Annotated in this window: 19 protein-coding genes; 9 read left to right on the plus strand and 10 right to left on the minus strand. The window is 71.5% G+C overall.

What is annotated here, in order from left to right:
* Positions 1–7: 7 nt before the first annotated feature.
* Entirely contained in the window at positions 8–397 is a 390-nt protein-coding gene (locus tag Q9R13_RS01040; protein ID WP_310963182.1) for a DUF2237 family protein, read from the minus strand.
* Positions 398–445: 48 nt separating this feature from the next.
* Between Q9R13_RS01040 and Q9R13_RS01045 the strand changes: the two genes are divergently transcribed.
* Positions 446–1,027, plus strand: coding sequence for a DUF402 domain-containing protein (locus tag Q9R13_RS01045; protein WP_310963183.1), 582 nt, complete (start codon positions 446–448; stop codon positions 1,025–1,027).
* Positions 1,028–1,063: 36 nt separating this feature from the next.
* On the opposite strand, the gene Q9R13_RS01050 is transcribed toward Q9R13_RS01045, so the two are convergent.
* Together Q9R13_RS01050 and Q9R13_RS01055 are read right to left on the minus strand one after the other, a co-directional pair.
* On the minus strand, positions 1,064–1,891 hold the full coding sequence (locus Q9R13_RS01050; protein ID WP_310963184.1) for an SDR family NAD(P)-dependent oxidoreductase: 828 nt from the start codon (positions 1,889–1,891) through the stop codon (positions 1,064–1,066).
* A complete protein-coding gene (locus Q9R13_RS01055; protein WP_310963185.1) occupies positions 1,888–3,426 on the minus strand; it encodes a flavin-containing monooxygenase in 1,539 nt (512 codons plus the stop codon). Before Q9R13_RS01055 ends, Q9R13_RS01050 begins: the two co-directional genes overlap by 4 nt.
* 72 nt (positions 3,427–3,498) lie before the next feature.
* Here Q9R13_RS01055 and Q9R13_RS01060 point away from each other — a divergent pair, with 72 nt between their 5' ends.
* Positions 3,499–4,098, plus strand: a complete 600-nt coding sequence (locus Q9R13_RS01060; RefSeq protein WP_310963186.1) for a TetR/AcrR family transcriptional regulator — start codon at positions 3,499–3,501, stop codon at positions 4,096–4,098.
* A gap of 146 nt (positions 4,099–4,244) precedes the next feature.
* Entirely contained in the window at positions 4,245–8,015 is a 3,771-nt protein-coding gene (gene hrpA / locus Q9R13_RS01065; protein WP_310963188.1) for an ATP-dependent RNA helicase HrpA, read from the plus strand.
* Between the two features lie 10 nt (positions 8,016–8,025).
* Here the strand turns inward: hrpA and Q9R13_RS01070 are convergent, their stop codons facing one another.
* The 3 genes from Q9R13_RS01070 to Q9R13_RS01080 are packed head-to-tail and all read right to left on the minus strand — an operon-like array spanning position 8,026 to position 9,989.
* A complete protein-coding gene (locus Q9R13_RS01070) occupies positions 8,026–8,592 on the minus strand; it encodes a type II toxin-antitoxin system PemK/MazF family toxin (protein ID WP_310963189.1) in 567 nt (188 codons plus the stop codon).
* A complete protein-coding gene (locus Q9R13_RS01075; RefSeq protein ID WP_310963190.1) occupies positions 8,576–9,190 on the minus strand; it encodes a hypothetical protein in 615 nt (204 codons plus the stop codon). Before Q9R13_RS01075 ends, Q9R13_RS01070 begins: the two co-directional genes overlap by 17 nt.
* Before the next feature lie 4 nt (positions 9,191–9,194).
* Positions 9,195–9,989, minus strand: coding sequence for a hypothetical protein (locus tag Q9R13_RS01080; RefSeq protein ID WP_310963191.1), 795 nt, complete (start codon positions 9,987–9,989; stop codon positions 9,195–9,197).
* Between the two features lie 107 nt (positions 9,990–10,096).
* Between Q9R13_RS01080 and Q9R13_RS01085 the strand changes: the two genes are divergently transcribed.
* A complete protein-coding gene (locus Q9R13_RS01085; RefSeq protein ID WP_310963192.1) occupies positions 10,097–11,470 on the plus strand; it encodes an extracellular solute-binding protein in 1,374 nt (457 codons plus the stop codon).
* Between the two features lie 66 nt (positions 11,471–11,536).
* Here Q9R13_RS01085 and Q9R13_RS01090 read toward each other — a convergent pair whose 3' ends face one another.
* Together Q9R13_RS01090 and Q9R13_RS01095 are read right to left on the minus strand one after the other, a co-directional pair.
* Positions 11,537–12,901, minus strand: coding sequence for a ribonuclease D (locus Q9R13_RS01090; protein ID WP_310963193.1), 1,365 nt, complete (start codon positions 12,899–12,901; stop codon positions 11,537–11,539).
* Entirely contained in the window at positions 12,898–13,494 is a 597-nt protein-coding gene (locus tag Q9R13_RS01095; RefSeq protein ID WP_310963194.1) for a DUF3000 domain-containing protein, read from the minus strand. Before Q9R13_RS01095 ends, Q9R13_RS01090 begins: the two co-directional genes overlap by 4 nt.
* Before the next feature lie 69 nt (positions 13,495–13,563).
* Between Q9R13_RS01095 and hemE the strand changes: the two genes are divergently transcribed.
* Entirely contained in the window at positions 13,564–14,616 is a 1,053-nt protein-coding gene (hemE, locus tag Q9R13_RS01100; RefSeq protein WP_310963195.1) for a uroporphyrinogen decarboxylase, read from the plus strand.
* 30 nt (positions 14,617–14,646) lie between these two features.
* On the opposite strand, the gene Q9R13_RS01105 is transcribed toward hemE, so the two are convergent.
* A complete protein-coding gene (locus tag Q9R13_RS01105; RefSeq protein ID WP_310963196.1) occupies positions 14,647–15,327 on the minus strand; it encodes a DUF4349 domain-containing protein in 681 nt (226 codons plus the stop codon).
* A 73-nt stretch (positions 15,328–15,400) separates the two neighbouring features.
* On the opposite strand from Q9R13_RS01105, the gene hemG reads away from it, so the two are divergent.
* Together hemG and hemQ are read left to right on the plus strand one after the other, a co-directional pair.
* Positions 15,401–17,086 carry a protoporphyrinogen oxidase gene (hemG, locus tag Q9R13_RS01110; RefSeq protein ID WP_310963197.1) on the plus strand — a complete coding sequence of 562 codons (1,686 nt, stop codon included), beginning with the start codon at positions 15,401–15,403 and terminating at the stop codon, positions 17,084–17,086.
* A 94-nt stretch (positions 17,087–17,180) separates the two neighbouring features.
* Positions 17,181–17,867 (plus strand): hydrogen peroxide-dependent heme synthase, encoded by a 687-nt coding sequence (gene hemQ, locus Q9R13_RS01115; RefSeq protein WP_310963198.1) that lies wholly within the window; start codon positions 17,181–17,183, stop codon positions 17,865–17,867.
* A gap of 45 nt (positions 17,868–17,912) precedes the next feature.
* Here the strand turns inward: hemQ and msrB are convergent, their stop codons facing one another.
* Positions 17,913–18,326 (minus strand): peptide-methionine (R)-S-oxide reductase MsrB, encoded by a 414-nt coding sequence (msrB, locus tag Q9R13_RS01120; protein WP_310963199.1) that lies wholly within the window; start codon positions 18,324–18,326, stop codon positions 17,913–17,915.
* Positions 18,327–18,408: 82 nt separating this feature from the next.
* Between msrB and Q9R13_RS01125 the strand changes: the two genes are divergently transcribed.
* Complete coding sequence (locus Q9R13_RS01125; protein WP_310963200.1) at positions 18,409–19,422, plus strand: NADP-dependent oxidoreductase; 1,014 nt, start codon at positions 18,409–18,411, stop codon at positions 19,420–19,422.
* A gap of 59 nt (positions 19,423–19,481) precedes the next feature.
* On the plus strand, positions 19,482–20,555 hold the full coding sequence (locus Q9R13_RS01130; protein WP_310963201.1) for a DNA polymerase domain-containing protein: 1,074 nt from the start codon (positions 19,482–19,484) through the stop codon (positions 20,553–20,555).
* Positions 20,556–20,591: the final 36 nt, after the last annotated feature.

Here is a 20,591-nt window from a genome sequence, read left to right on the forward strand (position 1 = left end):
TGGGGTCTCAGAGCAGCGCGCCGGGATCGTCGGGGACGTCGACGGCGTGCTCGCGCAGCATGGCCAGGTCGATGACGTCGAGCGCGCGCTCACTGGTGGCCGCGAGCACGACCGGCGCAGCGGCCCCGTCGTCGTACGCCTGCCGCCAGCGGAGGGCGACCACGCACCAACGGTCGCCCGGGTGCAGGCCAGGAAAGCCCCACTCCGGGCGCGGGGTGACCAGGTCGTTGCCCACCGAGCGCTGGTGGGCGAGGAACTCGGTGGTCATCACCGCGCAGACCGCGTGCAGGCCGACGTCGTCGGGACCACACGTGCAGGTCCCGTCGCGGTGGTAGCCGGTCAGGGGGTCGGTGCTGCACGGCTCGAGCTCGTCGCCGAGGACGTTGCGTTCGGGCATGGGTCGAGCCTGCCACCTCGGGGTTCCTCGCGGCGATACCGTGACCGGGTGACGACGAGCCCCCAGCCGCGCGTGGTCCGGCTCGAGACCCGCAAGTGGCCGGACTCGCCGCACTGGGAGTTCGACGCGGTCTGGCTCGGCGCCGACGGGATCGGCCAGTGGGTCGGGCTGCCGCGGGGGACCTGGCTGTCCCGTCCCGGTGCCGGCTTCCACGCCACCGCGCCGCACGTCGTCCTGGTGCCCCACGACGCCTGGTGGGTCGCCACCTTCTACGACGACGATCCCGACCGCCCGGTCGACACCTACGTCGACATCACCGGTCCCGCGACCTGGCACGGCGACACCATCCGCTGCGTCGACCTCGACCTCGACGTGATCCGCGGTGTCAGCGGGCGCGTGTGGGTCGATGACGAGGACGAGTTCGCCGAGCATCGCCTCTCCCTGGGCTACCCCGACGATGTCGTCGAGGGTGCAGTCCGGTCGTGTGCCGACGTACTCGCACGGGTGCAGGCCGACGCCCCGCCCTTCGACCGAGCCGCTGCCGCCGCCCGGATCGCGCGCCTTCGGGACATGACTTTTCCCAGGTTAGGAACCCAAGAGTCGACTTCACACACCGACTCTGGTGTGTGAAGAGTGACTTCGGGTTCCCAACCTGGGAAAAGTAACTCAGCGCGGCAGCACGAGCCGGGCGGCCCGGGCGAACACATCCTGGTAGCGGGAGCCGAGCAGCTTGCCGGTCCAGTGGATGGCGTGGGCATCGGCGCCGACGAGCACTCGCGCCTTGCCGGCGAGCATGCCGTCCACGATGATCGCGGCCGCCTTGTCCGGTGTCATCCGGGCCAGCTTCGCGTCGAAGGTGGCAGCGAGCTTGTCGTGATCCTCGCCGGCGGTGGTGCGGCCGTTGCGGGCGATCCCGGTCTTGATGCCGCCGGGGTGGACGCAGGTGACGCCGACCTTGTGCTTGCCGAGGATCATGTCCTCGCGGACCGCCTCGGTGAAGCCCCGCACGGCGTACTTCGTGGCGTTGTACGTCGACTGGCCGGGCATCGACACCAGGCCGAACAGTGAGGAGATGTTCACCAGGTGTCCGTCGCCCGACTCGATCAGGTGCGGGAGGAACTCGCGGGTGCCGTAGACGACGCCCCAGAAGTTGATGCCGACGATCCATTCGAAGTCGGCGTACTCCATCGCGGTGACCGGACCCGAGTGTGAGACACCGGCATTGTTGACGACGACGTTGACCCGGCCGTAGTGCTCCTTGACGGCGGTGGCGTAGGCGACGAACGCGTCCTTGTCGCTCACGTCGAGCCGGTCGGCCTTGATCCCGCGCGCTCCGGCCTCCTTCAGCAGCTCGACGGTCTCGGCCAGCCCGTCCTCGTTCCAGTCCGAGACCGCGAGCAGGGCGCCCTTCGCGGCGACGTTGAGGGCGACGGCACGGCCGATGCCCGATCCGGCGCCGGTGACGACGACGACCTTGTCCTCCAGTGACTTCATGCGACTCGCTCCTCTTCGTTGGCGGGCTCGGTGGCTGTGACGACGTACTGTTCGGGGTCGAAGCTCTTGAGCAGGTCGCGGAACTTGAAGGTGGTGCGTGGCCAGAGCGTGGTGTTCCGGCCGTGCTTGTCCAGATACCAGCTCGAGCAGCCGCCGGTGGTCCACACGGTCCTGCGCATCCGGGTCTGCAGGTCGTCGTTCCAGGCGCGCTGGGCATCGGGCTTCGGCTCGACCGTGGCCCAGCCGTGCTCCTCCATCGTGCGCAGCGCGTCCATGATGTAGGCGATCTGCGCCTCGATCATGAAGACCATGCTGGAGTGGCCCAGCCCGGTGTTCGGGCCGACGATGAAGAACATGTTCGGGAACCCCGAGACCGTGGCGCCCTTGTAGGCCTGCATGCCGTGGGTGTCGAAATAGCCGGCGAGGGTCACCCCGTCGCGGCCGGCGACGTGCTCCGCGATCGGTAGGTCGGTCGTGTGGAAGCCCGTCGCGATCACCAGCGCGTCGATGTCGCGCTCAGTGCCGTCCGCAGTGACGATCCCGTGCGCGGTGACCTTGGCGATCGGGTCGGTGACAAGGTCGACGTCGGGCCGCGCCAGCGCCGGGTACCAGTCGTTGGAGAACAGGATCCGCTTGCAGCCCACGGTGAAGTGCGGCGTCACCTTCGCCTTGAGCTCAGGATCCTTGATTGCGCGGGAGATGTTCGCCCGGCACAGCCGGGCCAGATGGAACCCGAAGCGGGGGTTGTGGTGCAGCGGCGGACCGACCATTCCCTCCATCAGCCAGTAGATCGCCGTCCGCTGAAGCCGCTGGGCGCCGGGGACGTGCCGGAAGATCGCCTTCTCCACACGGGTGTACGGGCGCTGCATCCGTGGCATCACCCACGGCGCGGTGCGCTGGTAGACGTCAAGGTGTGCAGCGACCTTGGCGAGCTCGGGAACGATCTGGATGGCCGAGGCGCCCGTGCCGATGACCGCGACGCGCTTGCCGCTGAGGTCGTAGTCGTGGTCCCACTGCGCGGAGTGGAAGACCGCGCCCTGGAAGCCCTCGATGCCCTCGATGTCGGGGAGCTTCGGCTCGGAGAGCGCGCCGGCGGCGAGCACCAGCACCTCTGCCTCGACGGGACCTCGCGAGGTGGTCACCCGCCACCGACGCGTGTCCTCGTCCCAGCGCGCGTCCTCGGCAGCGGTCCCGAACGCGAACCGGTCGAGCACGCCGGCCCGGTCGGCGACGTTGCGGATGTACTGCTGGATCTCGGGCTGCGGCGAGTAGGTCTGTGACCAGTCCGGGTTGAGCGCGAACGAGTACGAGTAGAGCTGCGAGGGCACATCGCAGGCGGCCCCGGGGTAGGTGTTGTCGCGCCAGGTGCCGCCCACCTCCTCGCCCTTGTCGATGACCAGGAAGTCCGTGTCTGCGGACTCCTGGAGCTTGATGGCCATGCCGAGGCCGGCGAAGCCGGCGCCGACGACCAGGGTGCGCACCTGGCCGGGGAGGGGACGGGGTGCGGACAGGGGCTCAGCGGCGGACTGGGTCATGGAACGAGCGTACGGAGGCTGTTGAACCACCGTCAATAGCCGTGTTGAACAAAGTTCAGTATCGTGGCTCACATGACGACGACCACGCGGGTCCGGATGAGCAAGGAGGGCCGCCGCGAGCAGCTGCTCGAGATCGGCGTCCGGTTGCTGGCGACCCATCCTCTCGAGGAGCTCTCCATCGAGCTCCTGGCCGACCACGCCGGAATCTCGCGAGGGCTGCTCTACCACTACTTCGGCAACAAGCAGGACTTCCACGTCGCCGTCGTACGACGTGCCGTCGCGGACATCTACGCGATCACCGCTCCGATGGACCTGGCCGACCCGACCGAGCAGCTGATGGCGTCCCTGGCCGCCTACCTGGACTACGTCACGCAGAACCACGCCGGCTACTTGTCTCTCGTCCGGGCCGCCCAGGGCGGCAACGAGGAGCTGCAGACGATCTATGAGGATGCCCGACGAGCGCTGACCGACCGCCTGTTCGAGAGGATCGACGCCACCGAGGCACTCGGCGTCCAGGACACCCCGGCGACCAGACTGCTGGCGCGGTCCTGGGCCGCGCTCGCCGAGGACGCCGTGCTCGCGTGGCTCGAGGACCCCGCCGGGCTGTCCCGAGAGGTCCTGCTCGAACGGATCGCCGCCGCGCTGCCTGCACTGATCCTGCCCGCAACCTGACCCAGATCCACCGCCGAGCGCGACGGCATCAGCCACCCGTAGCAGTCTGCCGAGCGCGCCCAGAGTGACCGGCGGTCCCGTCGCGCCCGTGGGCTCCGCAACCCGGTGGCGCCCAGAGCACGTGTCCGAGCACAATGGTCCGCGTTGTGCGCCCACTCGAAGACATCCATTTCCCCCCAGAGCTCCCGGTCTCCGAGCGTCGTGACGACATCGCGGAGGCGATCCGTGACCACCAGGTCGTCGTCGTCGCTGGCGAGACGGGGTCGGGCAAGACCACGCAGCTGCCGAAGATCTGCCTGGCCCTCGGTCGCGGCACCGACGGGCTGATCGGCCACACCCAGCCCCGCAGGATCGCGGCGCGCAGCGTGGCTGAGCGGATCGCCGAGGAGCTCGGCGTCGACCTCGGAGCCGAGGTCGGCTACCAGGTCCGGTTCACCGACAAGACCTCCGAGACCAGCAGGGTCAAGGTGATGACCGACGGCATCCTGCTCGCCGAGCTGCAGCATGACCGGGACCTGCGACGTTACGACACGATCATCATCGACGAGGCGCACGAGCGCAGTCTCAACATCGACTTCCTGCTGGGGTACCTGCGCCGGCTGCTCCCACGCAGGCCCGATCTCAAGGTGGTGATCACGTCGGCGACCATCGACCCTCAGCGGTTCGCGGATGCGTTCGGCGGCGCGCCGGTGATCGAGGTGTCCGGGCGCACCTATCCGGTCGAGGTCCGCTTCCGGCCGCTCATCGAGGAGGCGTACGACGAGGACGGCGAGATCGTCGTCCGCGACCAGACCGAGGCGATCCAGGCCGCCGTGGACGAGCTGACGCGCGACACGACCGGCGACCTGCTGGTGTTCCTGCCGGGGGAGCGCGAGATCAGGGACGCCGCCGACGCCCTGGCTGAACGGGCGGCCGACCCCCGACGGGGCTTCGAGGTGCTGCCGCTCTTCTCCCGGCTCTCCGCTGCCGAGCAGCACCGCGTCTTCGCGCGGCACAGCGGTCGTCGGGTGATCCTGTCCACCAACGTCGCGGAGACCTCGCTGACCGTGCCCGGCATCACCGGTGTCATCGACACCGGCCTGGCCCGGATCAGCCGGTGGTCCGCGCGCACCAAGGTCCAGCGCCTCCCCGTCGAGCCGATCAGCCAGGCCTCGGCGAAGCAACGCTCGGGCCGGTGCGGTCGGGTCGAGGCCGGTGTTGCCATCCGGCTCTATAGCGAGGAGGACTACGAGGGCAGACCCGAGTTCACCCAGCCCGAGATCCTGCGCACCAACCTGGCCAGCGTGATCCTGCAGATGACCTCGCTGGGGCTGGGAGACGTGGCCAGGTTCCCGTTCCTCGACCCGCCCGACCAGCGGGCCGTCCGCGACGGCATCGGGCTGCTTGAGGAGCTGGCTGCGCTGGCGCCCGGGAAGGGCGGCCGTCGCCGGCTCACCGGGATCGGCCGCCGGCTGGGCCGTCTCCCCGTCGACCCCCGGCTGGGTCGGATGATCCTCGAGGCCGACCGGCTCGGCTGCCTGGGCGACGTACTCGTCCTCACCGCAGCTCTGTCGGTGCAGGACCCCAGGGAGCGGCCGGTCGACCAGGAGGCGCGCGCGGACCAGCTGCACGCACGCTTCCGCGACCCGACCTCGGACTTCCTCACCTGGCTCAACCTGTGGCGGTACCTGCAGGAGAAGCAGCGCGAGATGGGGTCGAGCGCGTTCCGTCGGCTGTGCCGCGAGGAGCTGCTCAACCACCTGCGCGTCCGCGAGTGGCAGGACCTCGAGCGCCAGCTGCGACAGATCGCGCGCGAGCTCGGCCTGAAGGTGCCACGACCGCACGGAGCCGACGAGGTCGATGCCGACGGCGTCCACCAGGCGCTGCTGTCCGGGTTGCTGTCCCACATCGGCCTGCGGGAAGTGCCCAAGGACGGGTCCCGCCGGCGGGGGGAGTACGTCGGGGCCCGGGGCACCCGGTTCGCGATCTTCCCGGGTTCGGGACTGTTCCGAAAGCCGCCCGAGTTCGTGATGGCGGCCGAGCTCGTGGAGACATCGCGCCTCTGGGCGCGCCAGAACGCCGCGATCGACCCGGCCTGGGCCGAGCGTCTCGGCGCACACCTGATCAAGCGCAGCTGGTCGGAGCCGCACTGGTCCCGCAAGCGCGCGGCAGCGATGGCACACGAGAAGGTGCTGCTCTACGGCGTACCACTGGTCGCGGATCGCCTTGTCGGCATCGGTCGCACCCAGCCGGAGCTCGCCCGCGAGCTGTTCATCCGGCACGCCCTCGTCGGCGCGGAGTGGGACCGCGCGGATCCCGACCGGCGCGGCGGCCACCGGTTCCTCGCCGACAACCGGCGGCTGCTCGAGGAGGCCGAGGAACTCGAGCACCGGGCCCGGCGGCGCGGCATCGTGGTCGACGACGAGACCTTGTTCGACTTCTACGACGCCCGGCTCCCGGCGCACGTCGCCTCGGGCGCCGACTTCGACCTGTGGTGGAAGCAGGAGCGGCCGGCCCACCCGGATCTGCTCACGTTCGACCCCGCGATGCTCGTTCGCGAGGACGCCGCGGAGCTGGCCGAGGAGTTTCCCGACACCTGGCGGCAGGAAGCGGCGAGCCTCCCGCTGCGCTACCAGTTCGAGCCGGGCAGCGACGTCGACGGCGTCACGGTGGACGTGCCGCTCGCCACCTTGAACACCGTGGGCGCGGCACCGTTCAGCTGGCAGGTGCCGGGCCTGCGCGCGGAGCTGGTGACGGCGCTCCTGCGCGCCCTGCCCAAGCAGCTGCGGACCAGTTTCGTCCCCGTCCCGGACACGGCGCGCGCCTTCCTCGCGGACGTGACCCCCGGAGAGGAGCCGCTCACCGACGCGCTCGGGCGCTACCTGCGGGCGCGGACCGGCGTGCACGTGCCGGAGGAGGCCTGGGACTGGAGCAAGGTCCCCGCGCACCTGCGTCCGAACTTCCGGGTGGTCGACGACGCCGGGGCCGTTGTTGCCACCGGGCGTGACCTCGACGCGCTCAAGGCCCCGCTGCTTCCCGCCTTCGAGGAGGCGGTCGCCCGGGCCGCCGACGACTCCGACCTCACCGCCACCGGGCGCACGAGCTGGACCTTCGGCACCATCCCCGAGTCGTTCTCGACCACTCGGGCCGGCCACGTGGTGCATGGGTTCCCGGCGCTGGTGGACGAAGGCCGGAGCGTGGGGCTGCGCGTGCTGGGCCGGGCCGAGGACGGGGCGGCGCAGCACCGCCTGGGCGTACGTCGGCTGCTGGTGCTCAGCATCGACTCACCGGTCCCGGCGCTGCTCGACGGTCTGGACAACGCCCGCAAGCTGGCCCTCGCGGGCAGTCCCTACCCCGACGTACGGCGGCTGCTGGAGGACTGCGTCCTGGCCACTGCCGGAGAGATCGTCGGACAGCACGATGTCCGTGAGCCGGCCTCGTTCCAGTCGCTGGTGGACCGGGCGCGGCGGGAGCTGCCGGCCCTCGCGATGCAGGTCGTCGACCTGGTGGTCCGCGTGCTCGGCGACTGGCGGGAGACGGATCGGCTGCTGCACGGCCGGGTCGAGCTGCCGATGCTGCCGGCGATGACGGACCTGCGGGGGCAGCTGGCCCGGCTGGTCCACGACGGCTTTGTCGCTGAGGCGGGCACGGCGGCGCTGCGCAACTACCCACGCTACCTGGCCGCGATGCGTCGGCGTGTGCAGCGGCTGCCGGAGTCACCGGCGCGCGACCGCGAGCAGCAGGACCGGGTCGAGGCACTGCAGCAGGCCTGGCAGCACCGTGTCGACGCCCTGCAGCCCAACCAGCCGCCGGACGAGCGTCTCATCGAGGTGCGCTGGCTCCTGGAGGAGCTCCGGGTCAGTCTCTGGGCGCAGCAGCTGGGAACGCCGGTGCCGGTGAGCGACGTGCGGATCCGCAAGCTGCTGGACCGCGGCTGAGCGTCGCCCGTCAGCCGCCCAGGTAAGGCGCCGCCGCGTCGACGACCCGCTGGAAGACGTCAGGGTCCAACGCCGCGCCCTCACGACGTACGGCGGCGGGGTCCAGCCGGAGCACCCGGTTGAGCCTGACCTCGCTCGGCCGTCGCCGACGGTCCCACGGACCGGAGCCGACGTCCATCCAGATCCGTCCCGCGCGGGCCTCCTGGTCGGCGTCCCGGTCGTGGTCCTTCGAGGTCAGCTGGAGGGCGACCAGCTCGGCGCCGTCGCGCGCGATCACCAGCACCGGCCGGTCCTTGCCCTGCTCCGGGTCGTCCTCGTAGGGGACCCAGGCCCAGACCACCTCGCCGGGGTCCGGGCTCCCGTCCTTGACGGGGGAGTACGACGGCCGCCAGCGGGGAAGCACCGGCCGAACCGGGCGGATCCTGGGCAGCCTCATCGGCTCGTGCTCGGTGACGTTGGTGCGCCGGGCCGGGAGCGCCTCACGGCGCGTGGCCGCTCGTAGCGGCTGATTGTGGGACCCGGGGCTGCCGCGGCCCGACGCGACGACGACTCTACCTGCTTCAACCCAGCCGTCCATGGAGTTCGAGCCGACCGGCATCCTCGAGCTGTGCCGAGAGGGTCAGCAGGCGCGCGGCGGAGACGTCCCGGTCGTGGGAGCTTTCGCCGGTGACCTGCTCGGTTGCCCTCCCCGTGGCCGCCACCCGGGCGAATGCCGCCGCCCGGAACAGGGTGTCGGCGAAGTCGGAGGTGACGATGCCGGAGAGCACGGCGTCCACCAGCGCACGGACCTCGTCGGGACCGGGCGGGTCCTCCACCCCCGAGATCGCCTCGGCGACCGGCGCCAGGGTGCGGCCGCGCTCGAACTCCCGGGCCACGCCCACCGGATCGGCGTACACCCAGGAGCGCAGCAGGTAGAGACGCCACACGACTCCGGCCAGGCTGTCGGCCGGCGCGCCCGCCCACAGCTCCGCGAGCGTCTCCAGTCCCTCGCTCTCGGCGAGGTGGACCACCCGTTCGACCAGCGTGCTGTCGGCAGATCCACCCGCGCCGCGCACCAGTGCCTCGGCGGCGCGCTCGGCGGCCTCGGTCAGGAGGGCAGGGTCGGCCCCCGCGTCGATCTGCTCGAAGCGGGCGGCACCGGGAAGCACCGGACGATGGTGAGGTCGGTCGGTCACGGTCTCAGCCCAGCAGTCCCGCGGCGGCGCGGACGCCGGCCGCGATCGGGTCCTGACCGGCGGGGTAGTTCCGGTCCTGGCCGTCGTTGTCCATGGTCAGGAGCGCCATCGTGCTGCCGTTCGCGGCCACCCCGAAACCCTGGAAGTGGCCCTGGTCACCGCCCTTGGACCAGCTGGTCACGTACCACCAGCCGCTGCCTGCGGGGAGCGGCACCGTCGCGACCTTGCCCACCCGGAAGTTCGCGCCCGGGTTCACCCGCGCGGCGCAGGTCCGGTGCCAGGACTCCAAGACCTTCTCCACGCGCACGGCGGTCATCTGGTCCGGGAAGGTCGCCACCTGCTCGGCAGCGGTCGATCCTCCCGGACCGGTGAAGTCACGCTGGACCACACGGCTCGCTCCGATCGTGGTGAGGTCGAACTGCTGGCAGGTGCCGAACCCGTCGGCGCCGGCCCGGTGGGTCCGTCCCTGGTGCCAGGTGAAGTCGGCGTTGAGGCCGGGGAGGCCGCCCGCGCTGAGCAGGCGTGACGCCGGTCCACGCGTGCTGCCGGTCGCTGTGGAGGAGGGAGTCCCGGAGGGGGTCGTCGTCGGCGAAGGGGACGGTGTGGCCGGGTTCGAGGAGCCCGGCTGCGAGGGAGAGTCAGCCGACCCCGACGGCTGGGTCGAGGTCCCGCCACAGCCGCCCAGCACGGTGAGTCCGGCGACGGCCGCAACCGCCAGCGCAGACGTACGTCGCGGCCGGGGACGAGTCCGGGCGCTCCCCGGACGGGGGGAGCCGGTGGCGGGCGAGGGGCGGCGCATGACCACGAGCGTAGGGCGATGCTGGTCACACCCCGGTGACGGTGCCGTCCGGCGTGTTGCCGCGGTGCCCCGGCTATCGTGTCGATGCCGACAGACGAGGAGCACGCGTGGTGAGAGTCCGTGGCCTGGCCCGGGTGGCTGCAGTGACAGCGGCGCTGGCCGTTGCCGTCGCTGGCTGCACCCCGGACGGCGAAGCGCCTCCACAGACCAAGGAGCTGGCTGGGCCGGCCCTGCTGTCCGTCGCCGTCTACGGCCCGCCGCCGGTGATCGCTGCCTACACCCGGATCGCGGCCGACTTCACCGAGAAGAACCCCAACATCGTCGTCAACGTCAAGCCCTACGACTCGCGGGCGGCCGAGTTGAAGGCGACCCGCGAGGCGATCGCCAAGGGTCACGGCCCCAACCTGTTCCTGATCGACGGTCACGACCTCTCCGGCCTCGTTGCGGCGAAGATCACCCAGCCGGTCGACGAGCTGCTCGGAGAACGGCAGGTCGACTTCGGTGACGGTTACTCGCGCGACGCGCTCGAGGCGTTCAGCTCTGACGCGGCGCTGCAGTGCATGCCGACCGCCCAGTCGCCGCTGGTCGTCTACTACAACACCCGCCTCGTCGACCTGACACGGGCACAGGGCCGCGACGGCAACCCGATCAGTGCCGACACGGGATGGACGTTCGAGCAGTTCGCCCGCGCCGCCCGGCAGGCCTCCCATGGTGGCCATCGCGGGGTGTACGTCGCGCCCGACCTCGACCAGGTGGCACCGTTCATCTGGTCCGGTGGCGGCCAGGTCGTGGACAACGTCGAGGCGCCCACCACGCTCACTCTCTCCTCGGGACAGAGCGTCGCCGCGTTGCAGACGCTGCTCGAGCTGGTCCGCAAGCCGCGGCTCACCTACGACCAGGACCAGTTGGCCCGGCGCAGCGCACTCCAGCGTTTCAAGTCGGGCCAACTCGCGATGATCCTCGGCTACCGTGGGCTGACCCCCCAACTGCGCCAGCAGGAGAACCTCCACTTCGACGTCCTCCCGCTGCCCAAACTGGGCACTCGGGCGACGACCGGTGACCTGTCCGGCATGTGCATGAGCCGCAACGTCGCGGACTCCGGACAGACCGCCGACTTCCTGGCCTACCTGGTCTCCGACCCGGCGATGGCCGTGCTGGCGCGCACCGGCTACGTGATGCCCACGAACCTCTCGGTGATCAGCTCCGATGCCTTCCTCCAACCGGCCCAGATGCCGGCCTCGGCCAGCGTCTTCGCCGACCAGGTGCGCCGGATCCGGCCGCTTCCCACCACGATCGACTGGCCGCCGGTCGCGGCACTGGCCGACCGGCAGCTGAACAAGCTCTTCTACGAGCCGGTCGTCGACCCGCTGCTGCCGCGGCTGACCGCAGCCGACCAGACCTCGGCGGGCATGCTCGCCCCGCCCACGCCGTCGGGCAGCCCGTCGCCGAGCGAGTCCGGAAGTCCCACCAGCAGCCCGTAGCGGTCGCACGGTGCGGTGCCCACGGCGCCCTTCGCCAGGGGCGGGACCGCGCTCCTGTGCTCCGGCTCAGTCCTCCGGGTCGGTGCGTTCGGCCTCGGCGGCGGGTACGTCCGGGTGCTCGATCGCGTCGACCAGGATCGGCGCGGTGAGCTCCACCTGCCAGGGGCGGGCACCGAGCTCGGTGAGCCGGTCGCCAACCCGTTCGACCAGCTGGGCTCCGGTGCCCTCGGGCGGTGCCCACAGCACGCGGCGCATGTAGTCAGGAGTCAGCAGGTTCTCCACCGGCACCTGTTCGGTCTCCGACATCGCGGCCAGCGCTGCCCGCGCCTTGGCCAGCCGAGCCGCGGCGACCGGGTCGCGATCGGCCCACGACCGGGCCTGTGGCGGACCATCCGGGCGCTGGTTGACCGGCGGCAGTTCGCCCTCCGGCAGGTCGCGTGCGCGGGCGATCGCGGCCACCCAGCGGTCGGCGTACCGGCGGGCGCCGCGGCCGTGGAAACCGTCGGTGCCGAGCAGGGCACCGCGATCGGTCGGCATGGCGCGTGCGGCGGCGATCAGGGCAGCATCCGGCACGAGCCTTCCGGGAGTCACGTCACGCTCGGCGGCGATGCCGTCCCGCTCACTCCACAGCTCGCGTACGGCGGCCAGGGCACGACGGTTCTTGACCTTGTGGATCCCGGAGGTACGCCGCCACGGCTCCTGGCGCACCGCGGGCGTGAACCCGACGAGATACTGGAACTCCTCGGCCGCCCATCGGGCCTTCCCGGCGGCCTCGAGCTCGGCGGCCAGGACGTCGCGGAGCTCGCGGAGCACCTCGACGTCGAGGGCGGCGTACTCCAGCCAGGCCTCGGGCAGCGGACGCCGGGACCAATCGACCGCGGAGTGCTCCTTGCGCATCGACTGGCCGAGGATCGTCTCGACCAGGGTCGCCAGCCCGACGCGCGGATAGCCCAGCAGCCGTGCGGCGTGCTCGGTGTCGAAGAGGGTCGTCGGTCGCAGGCCGACCTCGCGGAGGCAGGCCAGATCCTGGGTCGCAGCGTGCAGGATCCACTCCGCGTCGCCGATCGCCTCGTTGACCTCGGCGAGGTCAACGAAGGCGATGGGGTCGATGAGGAAGGTGCCACTGCCCTGACGCCGCAGCTGGATCAGGTAGGCACGCGCGGAGTACCGATAGCCCGACGCCCGCTCGGCGTCGAGGGCCACCGGACCGGAACCGTCGGCGAGCCGCCGGACGGCGTCATGCAGGGCGTCCGGGGTGTCGACGACTGCGGGCAGGCCGTCACGGAGGCGCAGCAGCGGCGCCGGCTCAGGTGGGGTCTCCGGCTGGGCCTGGGGCTGCATCCCGGCGTCACCGGGGGGATGGTCCTCCGACGGGGCGCCCGCTCCGGAGCCGACGGCTGAGCCCACCTCAGAGCCCGCTTCCGAGCTCACTCCGCGCCGCGTTGGCCGCGGCGGCTCGGCATCGTCGCGACGCCCTCGGGCACCGGCGGCAGGCCGACCGCCGTGCACAACAGCTCCCCCCAGGCCTCGACGTGGTCGCCGAGGTCACCCTCGGGGGTCCATGAGGCGCGGATCTCCAACTGGGCGGTCGACGGCTCGTCGGCCATCGCTCCGAAGCTCTCCGACGACACGCAGGTCACGGTCCCCGACGGCGCGGCGTACGTCGCGCCGTGGGCCTCCAAGGCTTCGGTCAGCCAGGACCAGCCGACCTCTCCCAGCAGGGGATCGGTGACGAGCTCGGGGTCGATCTCCGCCCGGGCGTAGGCGACACAGCGGAACGTGCCCTGCCAGGCGTCGTTGCCCTCCGGGTCATGCAGCAGCACGATCCGGCCGGAGCCGACGTCCTCGCCGTCGACGGTCACGTCCGCGGAGAGCGCCGAGGCGAACGGCGCGATGCGCTGTGGGGCCGGCATCTCCTCGATGAAGACCTCGGACCGGAATTTCGCCGCACGGAGCTGGGAGACGGCCCGCTGGAACTCCTTCGGGGCGAGCGGCTCCCTTGTGTGCTCGGTGGGTGCGGGCATGAGTTCAGGTTAGGCCCGATCCGTGACTCCGGTGCCCCGACTCGCCGCCTGACCTGCGAGGATCGGGCCATGGACCGTCATCCCGAGCTCTCCAGCTCCGTGTTGCTCCGGGCCGCCCGGGGCGAGCCGGCCTCGCACACTCCCGTGTGGTTCATGCGGCAGGCCGGCCGGTCGCTGCCGGAGTACCGCAAGGTCCGCGAGGGCATTGGGATGCTCGACTCCTGCATGCGCCCCGATCTCGTCACCGAGATCACCCTCCAGCCGGTCCGTCGCTACGGTGTCGACGCGGCGGTCTTCTACTCCGACATCGTCTTGCCGTTGAAGGCGGTCGGCGTCGACCTCGACATCAAGCCCGGAGTCGGGCCGGTCGTCGCGCGACCGGTGCGCACCCTCGCCGACGTCGAGGCCATCGCGGACCTGACGCCCGAGCACGTGCCATTCGTCACCGAGTCCGTGCGGCTCCTGGTGGCCGAGCTGGGCGCGACCCCGCTGATCGGGTTCGCCGGGGCGCCGTTCACCGTGGCCTCCTACCTCGTCGAGGGCGGGCCCTCGAAGGACCACGCCCGCACCAAGGCGCTGATGTTCGGCGCGCCGGACGTGTGGGACGCGCTGATGCGCAAGATCGCCGGCATCGCCGCCGACTACCTCGAGGTCCAGGTGGCCGCGGGTGCCTCTGCCGTCCAGCTCTTCGACTCGTGGGCCGGAGCGCTGACTCGTGCGGACTACGAGGCGTTCGTGCTGCCGTACTCCCGCACCGCGCTCGAGCGGGCCGGTCGGCTCGGGGTGCCGCGGATCCACTTCGGCGTGGGGACGGGGGAGATCCTCGACCTGATGGGCGCCGCCGGTGCCGACGTCGTCGGGGTCGACTGGCGGGTCCCTCTCGCCGAGGGCGTACGACGAGCCGGTGCCGACGGCACCCGGCGGGCCGTCCAGGGCAATCTCGACCCGACGCTGGTGTTCGCACCGACCGAGGTGATGCTCGAGCGGGCCCGTGGCGTCCTGGATGCGGGCGCAACCGCACCGGGCCACATCTTCAACCTGGGCCACGGCGTGATCCCGTCGACCGACCCGGACCAGCTGGCCAGGCTCACCGATTTCGTCCACGAGCAGTCCACACACTGATCTCCTGCGACGCGCAACCCCGGGAAGCCCTCAGGACAGGGCGTGGCGTCGACGGCGGCGGACCACCAGCCACGCGGGCCCGAGCAGCACGGCGCCGAGGAGGGCGAAGGGCAGGACTGCACCGACCGCGGTGAGCACACCGGCGGCCACGCGGGTCAGCGCGTGCCAGCCGTCGCTCAGTCCGCCCACGAAGCCGCTGTGGCTCACCGGCGCGGGGGCGGCCCGGCCGGTCCGCTGGATCGTCATCGTGATGGTGGACAGCGAGGTCTGGTCGGCCAGGTACTTCTGCTGGCGCTCCAGTGAGTCGAGCCGTGCTTGACGCTTGGACAGCTGAGCCTCGATGGACATGATCTGTCCGATCGTGGTGGCCCGGGCGTAGAGGCGTTCGATGCTGCGCACGCTCGCGCGCTGGGCGCGCACCCGCGCGGCGACGTCGAGCACCTGGGTGGTCACGTCCTGGGCCGACTGCTGCCGGTGCCGCAGGGTCCCGACCCGCGACAGGGAGTCCATCGCGGCGTCGAACGACTTCGACGGGACCCGCAGGGTGAGGTCGACGGTGCGCAGTCGGCCGTGTCGGTCGGAGGTCGCCTCCTCGTCGGCGACGAAGCCGGCGAATCCCTTCGCCAACGCCTCGGCACGCTGGCGGGCATCGGCGACAGCTCGGGTGGTCAGGTCGAGCGAGCCGGTGGCGATCACCTTGCGGTCGATCACGGAGGGGGCCGATGCGTCCGTCGTACGCGTCCCGAAGTCTGCTTTGCCAGCCTGCGGCGGTGAGGGCGTCGCGATGCCGAGCGAGTCCATCCGGGCGGCGTGTGTGGACGACCCACCCGAGGCAGCAGAGCTGGTAGCCGGGGACCCGCCACACGCGGCCGCCGCGAACAAGGCCGTGAGCGCGGCCGTGATGCCGAGTGCGCGCCGGGCCCGGCTCCGTGGCCCGCTGGCCTGCCGGCCTGAGCCCCTGGTGTCCCTGATGTCCATGGCGGTCCGACGCAGCGGGAGCGCCACCGGTTCCCGCAGGGACGGCCCGGAGTGGCACAGTGTCCGCGTGAGTGCATCCGGACGGTCGGTGGTCGTCGTGGGCGGTGGCATCTCGGGCCTGGCCGCAGCGCTCGCCCTGCGCGAGCGACTCCCCGACGCCGAGATCACCGTGCTCGAGGGCGCGCCGCGCATCGGAGGCAAGCTGCAGCGCGCTGAGGTCGGTGGGGTCACGGTCGACGTGGGCGCGGAGGCGATGCTGAACCGCCGCCCCGAGGCGACCGCGCTCGCCCGGGCGGTGGGTCTGGCCGACGAGCTGGTGCACCCGCTGACGACCACGGCCTACCTGTGGAACCGCAACCGGCTGGTGCCGATGCCGCGCACGCTGATGGGCGTTCCCGGCGACGCCAAGGCGCTCGACGGCGTGCTCTCCCGGGCAGGGCAGGCCAGGGCTGCGCTCGAGCCGAGGCTGCCCGCAACCGAGCTGGCGGGCGCCGACATCAGCATCGGGCGGCTGGTCGAGGAGCGTTTCGGCAAGGAGGTCGTGGATCGGCTCGTGGAGCCCCTTCTGGGCGGGGTGTACGCCGGGCACGCCCGGGAGATCTCCGCGCGGGCCGCCGTACCCCAGGTCGTCGCGCTGCTCGAGAAGGACCGATCCCTGACCCGTGCCGCAGCGGCGGCGCTGGCCGTACCGGCCGGGGAGGTGCCGGTGTTCGCCGGCATCCGCGGCGGGCTCGGCCGCCTCCCGGAGGCGGTGGCAGCTGCCTCGGGTGCCACGGTCCTGACCGGCTCCACCGCGCGGGACCTGGCCCGGCGGACCGATGGCGGCTGGCACGTGGTGGTGGGCGAGACGAGGGACCCGCGGCTGGTGGCAGCCGACGCCGTCGTCCTGGCCACCCCGGCGCGCCCGACGGCGCGGCTGCTCAGCGACGTCGCGCCGACCGCGGCGCTCGAGCTGGCCCGCATCGACTACGCCTCGATGGCGATCGTGACGCTGGCGTTCCCAGCGCACGACTTCCCGCCGGTGGGAGGCTCGGGCTTCCTGGCGCCGCCGGTGGACGGACATGTGGTCAAGGCAGCCACGTTCTCGCACCAGAAGTGGAACTGGGTGGCACAGGCTGGCCGGCGCGGAGACGGTGCCGACGTGGCGGTGATGCGCTGCTCGATCGGCCGGCACGGTGAGGAGGAGGTGCTCCAGGTCGGCGATGAGGACCTTGTCGCCGCCGCGGTGGCGGACCTGGGTCGGGCGATCGGGCTGTCAGTGGCGCCGGTGGACAGCCACGTGCAGCGCTGGGGCGGCGCGCTACCGCAGTACACCGTGGGACACCTGGACCGGATCGCGACCGTGCGCGCCGACCTCGAGGGTGTGACCGGCCTGGCCGTCTGTGGTGCGGCGTACGACGGGCTGGGCCTGCCTGCCTGCATCGGCTCTGCTCGCCGGGCCGCCGACAAGGTCGTGGCGGACCTTCGGGCCCGGGAGGCGTCGGCGAGCTGACCGGCTGGGCCCGGCGCCCCGCATCGGCTCTGCTCACCAGGCCGCCGTCGGGGTCTTGGCGGACCTTGAGACAATGGATGTGAAGGAGGCGGGCATGAAGAAGGCACGCGAGCTCAATGACGTGATCCGCTACACGATGTGGTCGGTGTTCCGGCTACGAGACGTGTTCGGCGAGGTCGAGCGGGACGAGGAGATCTCCGAGGTCGAGGAGCTGCTGGGCAAGCTGGCGGCCGAGGACGTCGTCGTCCGAGGGCTGTACGACGTGTCCGGGCTGCGTGCCGACGCCGACCTGATGATCTGGTGGCACGCAGAGTCCTCCGACGCCCTCCAGGACGCCTACAACCGGTTCCGGCGCACCCGGGTCGGCCGCCGGATGGAGCCGGTGTGGTCGCAGACAGCCCTGCACCGGCCGGCCGAGTTCAACAAGAGCCACATCCCGGCCTTCCTGGCCGAGGAGGAGGCGCGGGGCTACGTCGCCGTCTACCCGTTCGTGCGGTCCTACGACTGGTACCTCCTCGAGGATGCCGAGCGTCGCTCGCTGCTCGCCGAGCACGGCCGGATGGCGCGGGAGTACCCCGACGTGCGCGCGAACACCGTGCCGGCCTTCGCGCTCGGCGACTACGAGTGGATCCTCGCCTTCGAGGCCGACGAGCTGGACCGGATCGTCGACCTGATGAGGCACCTGCGCGGGTCGGAGACCCGTCGCCATGTCCGCATCGAGATCCCCTTCTACACCGGCAAGCGGCGCGGCACGCGCGAACTCTTCACCGCGCTGCCCTGAGCATCCGCGCTCGAGGCAGCCACCGCCGGCCGCGGCCGGGCGCTCTCACTGTCCCGTGGTGTCAGCGGGCTCCAGGCTCAGGCTGATCGAGTTGATGCAGTAGCGCTGGTCGGTGGGGGTGTCATAGCCCTCGCCCTCGAACACGTGACCGAGGTGGGACCCGCAGTTCGCGCACCTCACCTCGACGCGCTTCATGCCCAGCGAGGTGTCCTCGATGTACTCGACCGTGTCCGTGATCGGCTGGAAGAACGAGGGCCAGCCGCAATGCGAGCCGAACTTGGTGTCCGACTCGAACAGCTTCGCGCCGCAGGCCCGGCACGAGTAGACCCCGGGCGCCACCGTGTCGGTGTACTCGCCGGTGAACGGCGCCTCGGTGCCGGCTTTGCGCAGCACGGCGTACTCCTGCGGGGTCAGCTGCTCGCGCCACTCGGCGTCACTCTTCTGCACGGGATAGCTCACGCCTCCACGGTAGCCAGCCCGGCAAGTGTCGCGGCGCGGCACCGGCCGGACGTTCGGAGGTCTCGGGTGTCAGGCTGGGGTCATGGAGTCCACCCAGCTGCGACTTGCCCGCCGTCCGGTCGCCGAGCCCGACGAGACCACGTTCGAGACCACGACCGCGACCCTGCCCGCTCTCGAGGACGGCCAGGTGCTGCTGGCCGTCCGCTACCTCTCGCTCGACCCCTATATGCGTGGCCGCCTCAGCACTGCGAAGTCGTACGCCGCCCCCGTGGAGATCGGCCAGGTGATGGTGGGCGGGACCGTCGGCGAGGTGGTCGAGTCACGGTACGACGGGCTGCAGCCGGGCGATCTGGTGCTGTCCTACTCGGGCTGGCAGAGCGCCGACGTGGTCGACGGGGCGGCGGTTCGCAGGCTCGACCCGGATGCGGGGCCGCCGAGCACCGCGCTCGGCGTGCTGGGCATGCCCGGATTCACCGCCTACGCCGGCCTCCTGGAGATCGGTCGACCGCAGCCCGGCGAGACCGTGGCCGTCGCCGCTGCGACCGGTCCGGTCGGCTCGGCGGTCGGCCAGATCGCACGGATCAAGGGCGCCCGCGCGATCGGCATCGCCGGCGGCCCGGCGAAGGTCCGCGCCCTCACCGAGGACTTCGGCTTCGACGTGGCGCTCGACCACCGGGCGCCCGACTTCGCCGAGCAGCTCGCCCGGGCCACCCCCGACGGGGTCGACGTCTACTTCGAGAACGTGGGTGGTCACGTCTTCGAGGCGATGCTTCCCCAGTTGAACAAGCACGCGCGGATTCCTGTGTGCGGATTGGTCGCCGGCTACAACGCGTCCAGTGCCCCGGCCGGACCGGACCGGCTGCCCGGCTTCATGGCCGCGGTGCTGACCCGCAGCCTGGTCGTGCGCGGGTTCATTCAGGACGAGTTCACGCACAGCCACGGCCGGGACTTCGTGCGCGACATGGGGGAGTGGGTCCGCAGCGGGCAGGTGCGCTACCGGGAGGATGTCGTCGACGGTCTGGAGAACGCGCCTGCGGCCTTCGCCGGGATGCTGCGCGGGACCAACTTCGGCAAGCTCGTCGTGCGGGTCTCCTGAGCGTTCACGGCCCGGCTCGAGATCCCACCGGGCCGGCCGCCGTCTCGTAGGGTGTGGCCATGGCGAGCCCTGCGACAGAGGTCGAGGCCGACGGACGGACGGTGCGGGTGTCCAGCCCCGACCGGGTCATCTACCCGGCCACGGACACCACCCCTGCGGCGACCAAGCTGGACGTCGTCGAGTACTACCTGGCCGTCGGTGAGGGCATCCTGCGCGCCCTGCGGGACCGCCCGGTCGCGCTCGAGCGTTGGACGTCCGGTGTGCACCCCGGCATCCGGCTGGCGACCGGCCGCGGCGATCGCAGCGATGCCTTCTATTCCAAGCGGGTGCCCCAGGGCGCCCCCGAGTACGTCGAGACGACGCAGGTCACCTTCCCCAGCGGTCGGACGGCGTCCGAGGTGTGCACCACCGAGCTCGCCACGGTGGCGTGGTGCGCGCAGATGGGCACGATCACGTTCCACCCCTGGCCCACGCGGCGCGACGACAACGATCATCCCGACGAGCTGCGGATCGACCTCGATCCGCAGCCGGGGACCGACTTCGCCGACGCCGTCCGGGTGGCAGGGGTGGCCCGCGGGCTGCTCGACGACCTCGGGTTGGTGGGCTTCCCCAAGACCAGCGGCAACCGTGGCGTCCATGTCTACTTGCGGATCGAGCCGCGCTGGGAGTTCGTCGACGTACGCCACGCCGCGATCGCCTTCGGCCGGGAGCTCGAGAAGCGCGATCCCGGCGTGACCACCAAGTGGTGGAAGGAGGAGCGCGGCGAGCGGGTGTTCGTGGACTTCAACCAGAACAGCCGCGACCGGACCATCGCCTCGGCGTACTCCCTGCGCCCGCTGCCGGGCGCTCCGGTGTCGATGCCGTTGTCCTGGGACGAGCTCGCGGAGGTGCGCGACCCGCGCGTGTTCAACCTCTTCACCGCGCCGGGGCGGTTCGCCGAGCATGGTGACGCGATGGCGGCGATCGACGATCGGGCGTGCTCGCTCGAGCCCTTGCTCGCGTTGTGGGAGGAGCAGCCCACCGAGCTGAACTACCCGCCCGACTACCCCAAGATGGCCGGAGAACCGCCCCGGGTGCAGCCCAGCAAGAAGGTCGCGGCGCACTGGGATGAGGACGGCGCCCGGGTCGACTGAGCCGCCGAGAAGTGTCGCACCGCGATTGATCGGTCC

This window comes from Nocardioides marmorisolisilvae (assembly GCF_031656915.1).
In the GTDB taxonomy this organism is placed as follows: domain Bacteria; phylum Actinomycetota; class Actinomycetes; order Propionibacteriales; family Nocardioidaceae; genus Marmoricola; species Marmoricola terrisoli.

Coding starts and splice junctions, on each gene's coding strand:
- Q9R13_RS01125 (WP_310963200.1), top strand. CDS start 18,409: ATGGAGTCCACCCAGCTGCGACTTGCCCGCCGTCCGGTCGCCGAGCCC.
- Q9R13_RS01070 (WP_310963189.1), bottom strand. CDS start 8,592: ATGGACGGCTGGGTTGAAGCAGGTAGAGTCGTCGTCGCGTCGGGCCGC.
- Q9R13_RS01095 (WP_310963194.1), bottom strand. CDS start 13,494: ATGCCCGCACCCACCGAGCACACAAGGGAGCCGCTCGCCCCGAAGGAG.
- Q9R13_RS01080 (WP_310963191.1), bottom strand. CDS start 9,989: ATGCGCCGCCCCTCGCCCGCCACCGGCTCCCCCCGTCCGGGGAGCGCC.
- hemE (WP_310963195.1), top strand. CDS start 13,564: ATGGACCGTCATCCCGAGCTCTCCAGCTCCGTGTTGCTCCGGGCCGCC.
- Q9R13_RS01055 (WP_310963185.1), bottom strand. CDS start 3,426: ATGACCCAGTCCGCCGCTGAGCCCCTGTCCGCACCCCGTCCCCTCCCC.
- hemQ (WP_310963198.1), top strand. CDS start 17,181: ATGAAGAAGGCACGCGAGCTCAATGACGTGATCCGCTACACGATGTGG.
- Q9R13_RS01130 (WP_310963201.1), top strand. CDS start 19,482: ATGGCGAGCCCTGCGACAGAGGTCGAGGCCGACGGACGGACGGTGCGG.
- Q9R13_RS01040 (WP_310963182.1), bottom strand. CDS start 397: ATGCCCGAACGCAACGTCCTCGGCGACGAGCTCGAGCCGTGCAGCACC.
- hemG (WP_310963197.1), top strand. CDS start 15,401: ATGCCGAGCGAGTCCATCCGGGCGGCGTGTGTGGACGACCCACCCGAG.
- Q9R13_RS01050 (WP_310963184.1), bottom strand. CDS start 1,891: ATGAAGTCACTGGAGGACAAGGTCGTCGTCGTCACCGGCGCCGGATCG.
- Q9R13_RS01060 (WP_310963186.1), top strand. CDS start 3,499: ATGACGACGACCACGCGGGTCCGGATGAGCAAGGAGGGCCGCCGCGAG.